The following is a 13,403-nucleotide window of genomic DNA, read 5'->3' as shown; positions in this document are numbered from 1 at the left end:
TTGTGTTTCCAACGTCTCCAGATCGTCGACTTTGCGCGGGGCGGGCGCGTGCGGGGGTTGGCAATGGGTCAATCCGTGCCGGGTCATGACCACAATTGTTTGTCCCAACCGTGCCGCCTCGGCCGGATCATGGGTAACCAGCAGAACGGTCCGACCCTGCAAGGCCTCTGCTGCCAGATCCTGCATATCGGCCCGGGTTCTAGCATCGAGGGCGGAAAAAGGTTCATCCAACAGGACAATCGGTCGATCCTCCATCAACGTGCGGGCCAGAGCCACGCGCTGACGTTGACCACCCGAAAGTTCGGCAGGTTTCTTGTTCATGTGGTCCGTCAATCGCATGCGCGCGATCAAACGATCCCGTCGATTCCGATCGATTTTCTCGCCCCGCAGCCGTGCACCCAGCGAGACGTTCTGCGCAACGGTCGCCCATGGCAGCAAAAGATCGTTCTGCGCCATGTAGGCGATACGCTCAGCGACTGGTTTCCCGTCACTGGCGGCGATCAGGCCAGAAAAATCAGCGCCTGTGTCCAGCCCCGCGATCAACCGCAGGACTGTGGTTTTTCCAACGCCCGATCCACCCAAAAGGCAGGTCCACTGCCCGGACGCCAGCGACAGCGACAATGGCGCGAACAGGCTCGCGCTGCCGATAGACGCCTGGCCCTTGAAGATCAGATCGGGCGCTGGTGTCATGGGGTAAAGCCCATCTGCCAGAAGTTGACCTCAAGCTCAGTCGCGGTACGGAACGTCTGGCACAGGCGATCCCAGCGTGGGGATGCCTCAAAATCTGAACCAATGCGCCGTGTTAGAGCCGAATCCAACAGTTCACCAACCGCATAGCAGGCCTGTTGATACTCATCGCTCGAATAAGCGTCGATCCAGTCACGATAGGTCTCAGAGGTCGCCTCGGCAGCAAGGCGGGTGCCGATTTCACCATATCCCATAACGCAAGGTACAAGGGCCGCGAGCAGATCAAGCAGATCACCGCTGTAACCCGCCTCAAGCACATAGCGTGTATAAGCGAGGTTTTCGGCCCGCTCCGGCGTGGCGAACAGCTGATCCTGCGGGATGCCTTCGGCCTCGCAAATGCCGATATGCAGCTTCATCTCTTCACTGATCAAACCATTCACGGTGCGGGAGGCAGCCAGCATCTCATCATGTGTTTCCGATTTCACCACCGCCAGCGCCCAGGCGCGGGAAAAGTGGATCAGAAACACATAATCCTGTCGCAGATAATGCAGGAACGCCTCACGTGGGAGCGTTCCGTCCTTCATCCCTTCGACAAAGGCGTGGCGGGTGTAGTCCCGCCACGGCCCCTGTGCAGTATCACGCATCAAAGTGAAGGCTTTGCCATAATCGCTCATTGTGACGTCACATCGATAGTGATGTCGCTGACAGGGTTGATGCTGTCGATCATGCCGCTGTCTTTCAGGAAAGCCTCGAACCGGGCATAGCGGCCTGCGTCAAAACCCGCAGGGCGCAGCGCGAAGCGGGGCAATGTATCTACCCAGGCGCGGGCATTCAGCTCATCCTGCAATTCAACTGAGGTTGCGGCGAAGATTTCCCAGCTTTCTTCCGGGTTGTTGACGATGTATTGTGTGGCCTTCTCGGTTGCGGCCAGAAAGCGGGCGACTTTGTCGGTGTCCATCGTTTCAGGATTGGCGACATAGATCAGTTCATCATAGGGTGGCACACCTTCTTCTTCGATATAGAAGCAACGGCCGGCGACACCCTCGATATCCATCTGGTTCAGTTCAAAGTTGCGGAATGCCCCGATAACTGCATCGACCTGCCCGGTCATCAGCGACGGAGACAGAGAGAAATTGACGTTGATCATTTCGATGTCATCCAAGGCGACGTCATGCACGCCCAGCATCGCGGACAAAACAGCCTCTTCGACGCCCGCTACTGAAAAACCAACCTTCTTACCCTTGAGATCGGCAAGCGTTTCAATCGGACCGTCTTTGAGCACCAGCAGGCAGTTCAGCGGTGTTGCAACCAGCGTACCGACACGCTTGAGCGGCAGGCCTTCGTGAATCTGCAAGTGCAACTGCGGTTGATAGGATACCGCCAGATCGGCCTGTCCGGCTGCAACCAGACGCGGCGGGGCTGACGGGTCTGCAGGCGGTATGACCTCGACCTCAAGCCCCTGATCGGCAAAGTAACCCTTTTCCTGCGCAATGATTATCGGTCCGTGATCCGGGTTCACGAACCAATCCAGCAACAAAGTCATCTTGTCTTCGGCCCATGCAGGCGTAGCGGCCAGCAGGGCAACAGCTGTAATCAGCTTTTTCATGTCTCGCGTTTCCTTCTGTTCACGAGGTTGAGGCCGCGACGAGGACGATCTCGCCCGGCCAATCTGGTTGAATACGTTCAGCAGCGCGCCATGCCCGCAGGCCGGTCGTGCAACACAGGGCCAGTCTTTTTTCCTTGTTAGGCTCTGATATGAGATCTTCAGGAGTCGTCCGTTTGGCACTCGGATGAATAAACTCCGGCGCCTCCGCCGCATCCCTTAGCTCAACAATCACGTCGGCCTCGCTCAGCTGACTGGCGGAAACAAAGCGGAATGCCTGTGCTGGCTCGGGTGCTTGATCAAAGCGAAATCCGGTACTGTGGAACGTACGCGCATCGAACTGCACGAGATGCCCGAGGGGGCTCGGCTCAAGACCAAGGATGACGCTCAACGCCATCTGCGCCTGAAGCGAACCCAACATCGCAACCACGGGACCCAGCACCCCTGCTGTGGCGCAGCTTGCGCCACTATCAGGAGCTTCGGGGAAAACCGCGCGCAATGAGGGGGCTCTGCCACAGAACCCACCGACATATCCCGACAGCCCCAGAACAGACGCGCTGATCAGGGGTTTTCTCAGCTCCAGGCAACTGTCTGACAAGGTGTAGCTGGCCGCGTAGCTGTCCGCGCAGTCCAACACCAAATCATGTTTGGATACCAAGTTTGCCACGTTTTCACTTGTTAGAGACTGATTCAAATCAGAGATTTCGATTTCTCTGTTTAGTTCCCGGCAACGCTGAGCAGCCACCTCTGCCTTTGAGCGGCCGCAGTCTTTCTCTGTAAACAAGGTCTGACGATGGAGGTTCGATTGCTCGACGACATCCCCATCCATCACCGTCAGATGTCCAACCCCCGCCCCGGCCAACAAAGGCAAAGCAGGTGCTGCCAAACCACCAGCGCCGATCACAAGAACCCGCGATCTGGAAAGGCGTTTCTGCCCATCATCTCCAACCTCGGGCAGGATCATTTGTCGGGAATAACGCGTCATTTGCAGACCTCGATCCATTCACGCACACGCCCTTCGGGGTCGTCGTTGAGAGTGATGTCGGTGACAACTGAAACGATATCCGCGCCAGCCTCGAATACGCCGCGCGCGCGTTCGACACTCATGCCGCCAATACCGACCAAGGGGATGTCACCTACCCGTGCTTTCCATTCGGTCACCCGCGGCAAGCCCTGTTGATGCCATTTCATCTTTTTCAGGATGGTCGGGTATACAGGGCCCAGCGCGACATAATCCGGGCCCATTGCCAGGACGCGCTCGAGCTCGTCATCATCATGGGTTGAAACACCCAGTTTCAGACCGGCCTTGCGGATCGCCCTGAGATCGGCGTCATCCAGATCTTCCTGACCCAGGTGGATCCAGTCACAGCCTGCTTCGATAGCTGCCTGCCAGTAGTCATTTACCACCAGCACAGCACCATGTTCGCGACACAAGGCTTGTGACACTTCAACTTCGCGACACACGACGTCGTCTGGCTGATCCTTGATGCGCAGCTGTACCAGCTTGACGCCCAAAGGCAGCATTCGGCGCAACCAGTCAGAGTGATCAAAGATTGGATAAAATCGATCAAGGGTCATGACAGGAACGCCTTTCCAATAACGGGAGTAGAGGCCTCGGCCATGTCGCGCGCTTCGATCGGATCGGCCTGATGGGCCAATTGTCCGGCCTGAACCGCCAGCGCCATCGCCTTGGCCATCGCAGCCGGATCGCCGGCACGGGCAACGGCTGTGTTCAGAAGGACGGCATCAAAGCCCAGCTCCATTGCATGCGCCGCATGGCTTGGCAGACCGATGCCTGCATCAACAACCAAGGGCACATCCGGGAATTCAGAGCGCATGGCACGCAATGCGTATTCGTTGTTCAGCCCGCGACCTGACCCGATTGGCGCGCCCCAGGGCATCAGGACCTCGCAGCCGGCGGCCAGCAAGCGTTCTCCGACGATCAGATCGTCCGTTGTGTAAGGGAACACCTGAAACCCATCCTCGGTCAGGATACGAGCGGCCTCGACCAGCTGAAACACATCCGGCTGCAGGCTGTCCGTGTGACCGATCAGTTCCAGCTTGATCCAGGGCGTATCAAACACCTCACGTGCCATATGAGCCGTGGTAACTGCCTCTTTGACCGTGTGGCATCCAGCCGTGTTCGGCAAAACCAGCACGCCAAGCTCACGGATCATGGTCCAGAACGTCTGTCCCGCGCCGCCCGCCCCTTCACGGCGGAGCGAAACCGTGGCCACGCCTGCTGCGCTTTGGCGAAACGCCTGTTCCAGAATGGCAGGGCTGGGATATTGCGCTGTTCCCAGCATCAGGGGGTTTGGTAAATCGGTGCCGTAAAACCGTTTCATGCTCAGCCCCCCTGCATTGGTGCAACAACTTCGATCCGGTCGCCTTCGGCCAGTTTGTGGGCAATGCGCAGACTGGACGGGACGAAATCTTCGTTCACTGCCGTGGCAACGCGACCAGAGAACCCGCATTCCTTCAGTAGTTCAGACAAGGTTTCCGCGCGCACGTCGCACGATTCACCGTTAAGGACGATCTTCATCAACCATCTCCGAGTGTTTGTTTTCCAACGCCAGATCGGCAACGCCCTGAGCCAATGCAGGCGCCAGCAGATAGCCGTGGCGATAGAGGCCATTGGCATAGATTGTCCGACCCAGTCGCCGGATGCGTGGCAAGTTGTCGGGAAAGGCTGGGCGAAGATCGACACCGATTTCCAAGACCTCAGCTTCTCCGAAGGCCGGATTCAGGGCATAGGCCGCGCTCAGCAGCTCCAGCATCGAACGCGCAGTGATGCGGCTGCTGTCCTCGGATTCGATCATCGTCGCGCCCAGCATGTAGATGCCGTCGCCGCGCGGCACGATGTATAGCGGCATGCGTGGATGCAGCAGGCGTACGGGGCGGTTCAACGCCACATCCGGGCAGCGGATCACCAACATCTCACCCTTCACGCCGCGCAGATCGTGCAAGTACTCACGCGCATGCAGCCCGCGGCAGTCGATTGCATTCTCCAACTTCGCAGGTGCGAGTTTCTGATGAAACTCCACCCCCTGTTCGCGCAGCTGACGATAAAGATCGTTCAGCGCCTGCCGGGGATCGACATGCGCCTCTGCGCTAAAATGCAAACCCTTTCCGAATCCATGTAAATCAGGCTCTAATAAAGCGATTTTTGCCTGTCCGACCTGTTCAAAACCTTCGGTACGACACGCGAAACGACGCAGATCCGGCAAATCCCGGACATTGGCAACAACGAGGGTACCTTGTCTGTGTACCTGCGTCCGGTCCGCCCACCAATCGATGGCCTGCTGACCCAGTCGCAGCACAGGTTCCTCGGCGTTCTCGTATTCGCACCATGGTGCCAGCATGCCACCAGCCCACCAGGAACACCCATGTGGGCCAGGCGGGCCGCCAGGATCAAAGACCTGAACACGTGCGCCACGGGAAACCAGTTCGCTTGCAACCGCCAGACCGGCAACACCGGCACCTATGACCGACCAGACCGTCACGCCGACCAGACCTGATGGAAATGGTGCACCGGACCATGGCCCTGCCCTATGCAAAGGTCATCCGCGCGGGCAATTGCGCCCTGCAGATATCCATGCGCCTGAGTCACTGCTTCTGTCAGGTTCAATCCCTGTGCAAGTCCGGCGGCAATCGAGGATGACAAAGTGCACCCGGTGCCGTGGGTGTTTCTTGTGGATTTGCGAGGCGCTTTGAAATCAGCCACTTTACCCGACGCATCAATCAGTAAGTCGTGGCAGATTTCGCCCTCTCCATGACCGCCCTTCATCAGAACGGCACGTGCACCCATCTCACAAAGGCCAAGACCTTGGGCGATCATATCTTCGGGCGTTCTGGCTGCGGTTTGTTCCAGCAGACAGGCAGCTTCGGGCAGGTTGGGCGTTATCACCGTTGCACGGGGCAACAGCACGTCACGCAAGGTCTGAACCGCCTCAGCAGCCAACAAGGCGTCACCGGATTTAGCGACCATCACCGGGTCGAGCACCACCGGACCTTCGAAACCAGAAATCCCCTGAGCCACTGTCTGGATGATTTCGGGCGTTGCCAACATCCCGATTTTGATCGCACCGACGTCGAGGTCGCTCAGAACCGCTTCGATCTGCGCGGAGATCACCTCCAATGGAATGCCGTGTACCGCGGTCACCGCCTGAGTGTTTTGCGCCGTCACTGCAGTCAGAACGCTGGCGCCATAGACACCCAGCGCAGACATCGCCTTGAGGTCGGCCTGAATTCCGGCACCACCTCCGCTGTCCGATCCTGCGATTGTCAGGGCGATATGCGCCATGTCGTTGCTCCATATTCAAAGGGCAACGGGCATGGAAAACGTCTGTGCACTAAGACCGTTCCCTACGCCGGTATTGCCCGGATCAGGTTCGATGGGTTAGCGCATTCACGCCTCTCAGCCCTAAGACAGGGCACCCCAACGGTTCGGGCGGACAATCTCAGGGCTTGGACCGGGTTTCAAGGGCCAATCTGAGCCGGTTTCAGATCAAACTGGACCTAAGGAACAAAAAAGCCGGCTCTGACGAACCGGCCTGACATTCTTGATTGCTGGGCTCTTAGCCCTTCATCCCATCCCAAAAGGATTTGACTGATGAGAAAAAGCTCTTTGACTCCGGATGGTTGTCTTCGCCCAGATCCTCGAACTCACGCAGTAGTTCTTTTTGACGGCTGGTCAGGTTCACCGGGGTCTCGACGGCCAGTTCGATGAACATGTCGCCAACTCCGCCACCACGCAGCGCGGGCATACCCTTGCTACGCAGACGCATCTGGCGGCCAGACTGGCTGCCGGCCGGGATCTGCACGCGACCACGACCACCATCGATGGTCGGTACTTCGATCGAACCGCCCAGCGCGGCCTTGGCCATGCTTACCGGAACGCGGCAGTAAAGGTTTATGCTGTCACGCTCGAACAGCTGATGCTGCGCGACTTCGACAAATATGTAGAGATCACCCGGAGGGCCACCGCGCATTCCGGCCTCACCCTCGCCAGCTAGGCGGATACGAGTACCGGTCTCAACACCAGCAGGGATATTGACCGAAAGAGCACGCTCTTTTTCAACACGGCCCGCGCCGTTGCAGGATTTACAGGGGTTCTTGATGATCTGACCGAGGCCCGAACAGGTCGGACAGGTTCGTTCGACCGTGAAGAAGCCCTGTTGCGCCCGCACCTTGCCCATACCCGAACAGGTCGGACAGGTTGTTGGCTCAACACCACTTTCCGCACCGGTGCCATCACAGGATGAACAGGCCACGGCAGTGGGTACATTGATAGTTTTCTGCAGGCCGGAATAGGCTTCTTCCAGCGTTACGCGCAGGTTGTAGCGCAGGTCCGATCCACGTGCCGCGCGACGTCCACCGCCGCCACCACGCTGGCCACCCATGAAATCGCCGAACAGATCGTCGAAGACATCCGAAAACGCGCTGGAGAAATCACCAGAGCCAAATCCGCCACCGGGACGACCACCGCCACCCATGCCATTCTCAAACGCAGCATGACCGAAGCGGTCATAAGCAGCTTTTTTGTCGGCATCACGCAGCACATCATAGGCCTCGTTGGCCTCTTTGAACTGCGCTTCAGCATCCGGATTGTCCTTGTTGCGGTCTGGATGAAGCTCTTTGGCTTTTTTGCGAAAGCCCTTTTTGATTTCATCCGACGAAGCGCTCTTGGACACGCCGAGCACTTCGTAATAGTCGCGTTTTGACATCAGTATTTCCTTATGCCTCAACGTAATCGGGCCGGCCCGGCAACCGGACCGGCCCAAATTGGCCCGGTTACCCGTTAGTTACGCTTGTCGTCGTCCAGATCTTCGAACTCGGCATCGACAATATCGTCATCACCCGGTGCGGCATCTGCGGCGGCAGGCTCATCTTCGCCCTCTTCCGCTTGCGCCTTGTAGATGGCTTCGCCCAGTTTCATGGCCGCTTCGGTCACGTTCTGGATGCCCGACTTGATCTTGTCGGCATTGTCCGTTTCCAGCTCATCCTTGAGCGCGGCAACGGCCAGCTCGATCGCTTCGACGGTCGACGGGTCGACCTTGTCGCCATGTTCCTCGATCGATTTCTCGGTCGCGTGGACAAGGCTTTCGGCCTGGTTCTTGGCTTCGACCAGCTCTTTGCGGGCCTTGTCTGCCTCGGCGTTTTCCTCGGCGTCCTTGACCATCTTGTCGATATCTTCGTCCGACAGACCGCCCGAGGCCTGGATGGTGATCTTCTGCTCTTTGCCGGTGCCTTTGTCCTTGGCCGAAACCGAGACAATGCCGTTGGCATCGATGTCAAAAGTCACCTCGATCTGAGGCATGCCGCGCGGTGCGGGCGGGATCTCTTCCAGATTGAACTGACCCAGGATCTTGTTGTCCGCAGCCATTTCGCGCTCACCCTGGAAACAGCGGATGGTCACGGCGTTCTGATTGTCCTCAGCGGTCGAGAAGACCTGAGACTTCTTGGTCGGGATCGTCGTGTTGCGGTCGATTAGGCGGGTGAACACGCCGCCCAGCGTCTCGATGCCCAGCGACAGCGGGGTCACGTCCAGCAGAACCACGTCTTTGACGTCGCCCTGCAGAACACCGGCCTGAATGGCGGCGCCCATGGCAACAACTTCGTCCGGGTTCACACCCTTGTGCGGCTCTTTACCGAAGAACTTGGTGACCTCTTCGATCACTTTCGGCATCCGGGTCATACCACCGACCAGAACAACCTCGTCCACATCGCCCGCCGACAGGCCTGCGTCTTTCAGAGCAGCCTGGCAAGGCTTCATCGACTTCTTGATCAGGTCTCCAACCAGCGATTCCAGCTTGGCACGGGTCAGTTTCATGACCATGTGCAGCGGCTGACCGTTTGCACCCATCGAGATGAACGGCTGGTTGATTTCGGTCTGCGAGGTCGAGGACAGCTCGATCTTGGCTTTTTCAGCAGCTTCTTTCAGACGCTGCAGGGCCATCTTGTCCTGAGACAGATCGACACCGTGTTCTTTTTTGAACTCGTCCGCCAGGTAGTTGACGATGCGCATGTCAAAGTCTTCACCACCCAGGAAGGTGTCGCCGTTGGTCGACTTAACCTCGAACAGGCCGTCGTCGATTTCCAGAATGGTCACGTCGAAGGTACCACCACCAAGGTCATAAACCGCGATGGTTTGGGTTTCTTCTTTGTCCAGACCATAGGCCAGCGCAGCTGCTGTCGGCTCGTTGATGATCCGCAGCACTTCCAGACCTGCAATCTTGCCGGCGTCTTTGGTGGCCTGACGCTGTGCGTCGTTGAAGTATGCCGGAACGGTGATAACCGCCTGCGTGACTTCCTCACCCAGATAGCTCTCGGCGGTTTCCTTCATCTTGCCCAGAGTGAAGGCCGAGATCTGGCTTGGGGAGTATTTTTCACCGCGGGCTTCAACCCAAGCGTCGCCATTGCCGCCATCGACGATGGCGTACGGCACCATTTTCTTGTCTTTTTCGACTTCTGCATCATCCACACGACGACCGATCAGACGCTTTACGCCAAAGATGGTGTTGTCGGGGTTGGTGACCGCCTGGCGTTTTGCAGGCTGACCGACCAGTCGCTCATCTTCGGTGAAGGCGACGATCGAGGGCGTGGTCCGCGCCCCTTCTGCGTTTTCGATGACCTTCGGCTGCGAGCCGTCCATGATGGCAACGCACGAGTTTGTGGTACCGAGGTCAATGCCGATTACTTTTCCCATATTTTCAATCCCTTTCTCTTCAAGGCGATGTCCCGAGGTCCGGACCCGTTATGGCATCCGGCCCCGATCAGTGCTGCGCGACAGCACTACACCATCGCGCGTCCCGGCGTATATAAGGGCGGGACAAGAGGCCTGCAAGCGTTCTGAAATGCAGGTTTTCGGGATTCTGTAGCCTTTTTTGGCAAGGTTTTGGCAAGGATTGGGGATTCTTGAATGGCACGGCTGCTTTTGCGGGGGTTCGATATCAGAAAAGGCTATCTGGACGGGGCAGCGCAGACGCAGCTGATCGATGTCTTGCGTCCGATTCTGAAATCCGCGCCCCTGTTCCATCCCACCACCCCATCGGGCAAGCAGATGTCCGTACGCATGACCTCGGCCGGGGGTCTGGGCTGGGTGTCAGACAAAGCCGGGTATCGGTATCAGGACACCCATCCGAAAGGCGCGGCATGGCCTGCTATTCCGGATGTTATACTGCAGATGTGGAAAGATCTCTGCAGTCCCGATCGCGATCCCGATTGCTGCCTGATCAACTATTATGGCGAGGGTGCCCGGATGGGCCTGCACCAGGACAAGGACGAAGCGGATTTCTCTTGGCCCGTACTGTCCGTCTCGCTGGGCGATGATGCGCTCTTTCGAATTGGAAACACCACCCGGAGCGGCAAGACCGAGTCCATCTGGCTGAACTCGGGTGACGTTGTCATCATGGGAGGTCCGGCGCGTCTTGCCTATCACGGGATCGACCGGATCCGGTTTGGTTCATCCCGGTTGTTGCCCAAAGGCGGCCGCATCAACCTGACCCTGCGCGTTGCAACCTAGCGTCGCGCACTCCAGCTCTGCGATACGTGTTTGCGGGTAAAGAACACGCCCAGCAACCCGATCATCATCAACGCGAGCCCGACCCAAAGAGCGTATTCCCAACTCGTGTTTCTTGGAAAATAGTTCCGGAATACGAACCCCCGGCATTGGTCGATTACGTGAAACAATGGGTTCCACGCGAATGCCGCCAGCCAGGCACCCCCGAGCGCGTTCGCCACGACCATCTTTCCGGAAAAGATCATGTTCATCCGGCGATAGACATTGTTGAGTATCTCCGAAGTCTGCGGAATCCATGGTTTCAGTGCCATGAAGATCAGACCAACCGTACACCCAGTGAACCAGGCCAAAACAAGCATCGCGAATGCACCACCCGGATCCTGAATCTCGATCGGGGAGATCGTCACGCTGTATAGGAACAGGATCACGATCAACGATACAATTTGCGTGTAAAACGAACCGAATGCAGCGGCCAGCAACATCACCATTATATTCATTGGCGAATGCAGCATCATCGGGTTGTTGCCGATACCGACACCGGCGACCGAACCGACAGCCTTGATATGCGTCAGGAACAAAAAGACACCCGACAACAGATACAGGACATATTCACCCCGGATCTTTGCCACCCGCGTCCCGACGAGGGACATGATCAGATAGAATACAACAACAAGCGCCAGAACCTGTATGATGTTCATCACGATGGCGATCACCGCATTGGAATGCTGTGATCGCACGTTGCGCACAACGGCATGGAACACGAGTTCCGCCGTCGTGAATGCACCGCCCAGCAGCGATTGATTTCGCTTGTAATAGAACACTCGAACGTTCTTTCCTGCGTTATCGCCTGCAATCTGGCATGAAATTCTTGCCGTTCCGTATCCGGCACATCATAAGTCGGTCAGGTTTTCGGATCAACAAACCTCAGGAACGGAGCATTTTTGTGACCTACGACGCCCTCATTCCCGTCATCCGACGTCTGGCCCTGGAAGCAGGCGACAAGATCATGGAGATTTACGAGGCGGATGATTTCGACGTGAAGGTCAAATCGGATGCCAGCCCCGTCACCGAGGCAGACGAAGCCGCAGATGCCCTGATCTCGGCAGGACTGCGTACGGCATTCCCCGATATCCTGCTGGTGACCGAAGAACAGGCCGCCTCGCATTCGGAAAAGGGCGATACGTTCCTGATTGTCGACCCGCTGGATGGTACCAAAGAATTCATCAACCGCCGTGGTGATTTCACGGTGAACATTGCGCTGGTCGAGAATGGTGTCCCGACCCGCGGTGTGGTCTATGCCCCTGCGCGAGGGCGTATGTTCTATACTCTGGCTGATGGGCAATCGGTTGAAGAAACCGGTGCTCTGAACAAAGAGCAGACAGGCGAGTTGACACCAATATCAGTCTCTAACCCGGACAATACGGCGCTTTTGGTCGTCGCCTCAAAATCCCATCGTGATCAGGCAACCGACGATTACATCAACAAATATCAGGTGCAGGACAGCAAAAGCGCGGGTTCGTCGCTGAAATTCTGCCTGGTCGCCACCGGCGAGGCCGACATCTATCCTCGTGTAGGTCGCACTATGGAATGGGACACGGCCGCCGGGCACGCAGTGCTGGCGGGTGCCGGCGGTGATGTCGTGCGGTTCGACGATCACTCCCCGCTGACATATGGCAAGGACGGCTATGCCAACCCGTTCTTCATCGCCTATGCTCCGGGTGTTGAACTGAAGGAGGCCTGATGTCCGTTCTGATTGCGATCCCTGCCCGCTACGCCTCGTCGCGCTATCCGGGCAAACCTCTTGTGCCGCTGACTGGTGCGACCGGTAAATCGATGACGCTGATTGAACGGTCCTGGCGTGCCGCAAAATCGGTCGCTGGCGTCGACCGCGTTGTGGTGGCCACCGATGACGACCGCATTCGCGAAGTTGCGGAAGGTTTCGGGGCCGAAGTCACAATGACTTCGGAAAACTGTGCCAATGGCACCGAACGCTGCGCCGAGGCGCACTCGGTTCTGGGCAATGGGTATGACATCGTTGTGAACCTGCAGGGGGACGCACCCCTGACGCCGCACTGGTTTGTCGAAGACCTGATCGAAGGCTTGCGCGCTGCACCCGAGGCAGGCGTTGCGACCCCTGTGTTGCGCTGCGACGGGGATGCCCTGAACGGTTTGCTGAATGACCGCAAGCATGACCGCGTCGGGGGCACAACTGCCGTTTTCGGTACAGATCACAGCGCACTGTATTTTTCGAAAGAGGTCATCCCTTTCACCTCGGAAACCTATGCCAGTACCGAACCAACCCCGGTGTTTCATCATGTTGGCGTCTATGCTTATCGACCAGACGCTCTGTCGGCCTATCCAGGCTGGCCAACCGGGCCGCTTGAGACATTGGAAGGGCTTGAACAGCTGCGTTTCATGGAAAACGGGCGCAAAGTTCTGTGTGTCGAGGTTGAAGCCAAGGGTCGGCAGTTCTGGGAACTGAACAATCCGCAGGACGTAGCAAAGATCGAAGAGATGATGGCTGCGATGGGGCTGGAATAGCCCCCTTACGTGCCTCCGAATAACCAAATCGACATTCTGACCGGATGTTGT

Annotated in this window: 15 protein-coding genes and 1 riboswitch; of the genes, 3 read left to right on the top strand and 12 right to left on the bottom strand. The window is 57.6% G+C overall.

The window, feature by feature from the left end; genetic code table 11:
- From E1297_RS28500 to dnaK, 11 genes are all read right to left on the bottom strand, one after another.
- Window positions 1–690, bottom strand: a 690-nt coding sequence (locus E1297_RS28500) for an ABC transporter ATP-binding protein (RefSeq protein WP_155144297.1), incomplete at its 3' end; no start/stop codon positions are given.
- Window positions 687–1,361, bottom strand: coding sequence for a thiaminase II (tenA, locus tag E1297_RS28495; protein ID WP_155144220.1), 675 nt, complete (start codon window positions 1,359–1,361; stop codon window positions 687–689). The genes tenA and E1297_RS28500, both read right to left, overlap by 4 nt.
- Window positions 1,358–2,293, bottom strand: coding sequence for an ABC transporter substrate-binding protein (locus E1297_RS28490; RefSeq protein ID WP_155144218.1), 936 nt, complete (start codon window positions 2,291–2,293; stop codon window positions 1,358–1,360). The genes tenA and E1297_RS28490 overlap by 4 nt, the downstream gene beginning before the upstream one ends.
- A 19-nt stretch (window positions 2,294–2,312) precedes the next feature.
- On the bottom strand, window positions 2,313–3,275 hold the full coding sequence (locus tag E1297_RS28485) for a ThiF family adenylyltransferase (protein ID WP_155144217.1): 963 nt from the start codon (window positions 3,273–3,275) through the stop codon (window positions 2,313–2,315).
- Entirely contained in the window at window positions 3,272–3,868 is a 597-nt protein-coding gene (locus E1297_RS28480; protein WP_155144216.1) for a thiamine phosphate synthase, read from the bottom strand. Before E1297_RS28480 ends, E1297_RS28485 begins: the two co-directional genes overlap by 4 nt.
- Window positions 3,865–4,635: a thiazole synthase gene (locus tag E1297_RS28475; protein ID WP_155144215.1), complete on the bottom strand. Its 771-nt coding sequence runs from the start codon at window positions 4,633–4,635 to the stop codon at window positions 3,865–3,867. Before E1297_RS28475 ends, E1297_RS28480 begins: the two co-directional genes overlap by 4 nt.
- A gap of 2 nt (window positions 4,636–4,637) precedes the next feature.
- Window positions 4,638–4,832, bottom strand: a complete 195-nt coding sequence (gene thiS / locus E1297_RS28470; RefSeq protein WP_155144214.1) for a sulfur carrier protein ThiS — start codon at window positions 4,830–4,832, stop codon at window positions 4,638–4,640.
- Window positions 4,816–5,793 (bottom strand): FAD-dependent oxidoreductase, encoded by a 978-nt coding sequence (locus tag E1297_RS28465; RefSeq protein ID WP_368669714.1) that lies wholly within the window; start codon window positions 5,791–5,793, stop codon window positions 4,816–4,818. The genes thiS and E1297_RS28465 overlap by 17 nt, the downstream gene beginning before the upstream one ends.
- Complete coding sequence (gene thiD / locus E1297_RS28460) at window positions 5,790–6,593, bottom strand: bifunctional hydroxymethylpyrimidine kinase/phosphomethylpyrimidine kinase (RefSeq protein WP_155144213.1); 804 nt, start codon at window positions 6,591–6,593, stop codon at window positions 5,790–5,792. The genes E1297_RS28465 and thiD overlap by 4 nt, the downstream gene beginning before the upstream one ends.
- Before the next feature lie 42 nt (window positions 6,594–6,635).
- Window positions 6,636–6,741, bottom strand: a riboswitch (TPP riboswitch).
- Window positions 6,742–6,867: 126 nt separating this feature from the next.
- Window positions 6,868–8,016 (bottom strand): molecular chaperone DnaJ, encoded by a 1,149-nt coding sequence (gene dnaJ / locus E1297_RS28455; RefSeq protein WP_155144212.1) that lies wholly within the window; start codon window positions 8,014–8,016, stop codon window positions 6,868–6,870.
- Between the two features lie 74 nt (window positions 8,017–8,090).
- The gene (gene dnaK, locus E1297_RS28450) at window positions 8,091–9,998 is read right to left on the bottom strand and encodes a molecular chaperone DnaK (protein ID WP_155144211.1); all 1,908 of its coding nucleotides are present in this window, start codon (window positions 9,996–9,998) and stop codon (window positions 8,091–8,093) included.
- 213 nt (window positions 9,999–10,211) lie between these two features.
- Here dnaK and E1297_RS28445 point away from each other — a divergent pair, with 213 nt between their 5' ends.
- The gene (locus tag E1297_RS28445) at window positions 10,212–10,814 is read left to right on the top strand and encodes an alpha-ketoglutarate-dependent dioxygenase AlkB (protein WP_155144209.1); all 603 of its coding nucleotides are present in this window, start codon (window positions 10,212–10,214) and stop codon (window positions 10,812–10,814) included.
- Here the strand turns inward: E1297_RS28445 and E1297_RS28440 are convergent.
- Complete coding sequence (locus tag E1297_RS28440; protein WP_209016041.1) at window positions 10,811–11,632, bottom strand: ABC transporter permease; 822 nt, start codon at window positions 11,630–11,632, stop codon at window positions 10,811–10,813. The two genes, E1297_RS28445 and E1297_RS28440, sit on opposite strands and share 4 nt — an antisense overlap.
- Before the next feature lie 122 nt (window positions 11,633–11,754).
- Here E1297_RS28440 and cysQ point away from each other — a divergent pair, with 122 nt between their 5' ends.
- Together cysQ and E1297_RS28430 are read left to right on the top strand one after the other, a co-directional pair.
- Window positions 11,755–12,552 carry a 3'(2'),5'-bisphosphate nucleotidase CysQ gene (cysQ, locus tag E1297_RS28435; RefSeq protein ID WP_368669713.1) on the top strand — a complete coding sequence of 266 codons (798 nt, stop codon included), beginning with the start codon at window positions 11,755–11,757 and terminating at the stop codon, window positions 12,550–12,552.
- On the top strand, window positions 12,552–13,352 hold the full coding sequence (locus E1297_RS28430) for a manno-octulosonate cytidylyltransferase (RefSeq protein ID WP_155144207.1): 801 nt from the start codon (window positions 12,552–12,554) through the stop codon (window positions 13,350–13,352). Before cysQ ends, E1297_RS28430 begins: the two co-directional genes overlap by 1 nt.
- The last annotated feature ends 51 nt before the right edge of the window (window positions 13,353–13,403 follow it).

The sequence above is a fragment of the Roseibium sp. RKSG952 genome (assembly GCF_009711355.1).
This window is presented reverse-complemented; position numbering and strand designations above follow the sequence as displayed.

Bases quoted from the DNA above. Each gene is read 5' to 3' on its own strand.
- tenA (WP_155144220.1), bottom strand. From the start codon at position 1,361: ATGAGCGATTATGGCAAAGCCTTCACTTTGATGCGTGATACTGCACAG.
- E1297_RS28490 (WP_155144218.1), bottom strand. From the start codon at position 2,293: ATGAAAAAGCTGATTACAGCTGTTGCCCTGCTGGCCGCTACGCCTGCA.
- E1297_RS28485 (WP_155144217.1), bottom strand. From the start codon at position 3,275: ATGACGCGTTATTCCCGACAAATGATCCTGCCCGAGGTTGGAGATGAT.
- E1297_RS28480 (WP_155144216.1), bottom strand. From the start codon at position 3,868: ATGACCCTTGATCGATTTTATCCAATCTTTGATCACTCTGACTGGTTG.
- E1297_RS28475 (WP_155144215.1), bottom strand. From the start codon at position 4,635: ATGAAACGGTTTTACGGCACCGATTTACCAAACCCCCTGATGCTGGGA.
- thiS (WP_155144214.1), bottom strand. From the start codon at position 4,832: ATGAAGATCGTCCTTAACGGTGAATCGTGCGACGTGCGCGCGGAAACC.
- thiD (WP_155144213.1), bottom strand. From the start codon at position 6,593: ATGGCGCATATCGCCCTGACAATCGCAGGATCGGACAGCGGAGGTGGT.
- dnaJ (WP_155144212.1), bottom strand. From the start codon at position 8,016: ATGTCAAAACGCGACTATTACGAAGTGCTCGGCGTGTCCAAGAGCGCT.
- dnaK (WP_155144211.1), bottom strand. From the start codon at position 9,998: ATGGGAAAAGTAATCGGCATTGACCTCGGTACCACAAACTCGTGCGTT.
- E1297_RS28445 (WP_155144209.1), top strand. From the start codon at position 10,212: ATGGCACGGCTGCTTTTGCGGGGGTTCGATATCAGAAAAGGCTATCTG.
- E1297_RS28430 (WP_155144207.1), top strand. From the start codon at position 12,552: ATGTCCGTTCTGATTGCGATCCCTGCCCGCTACGCCTCGTCGCGCTAT.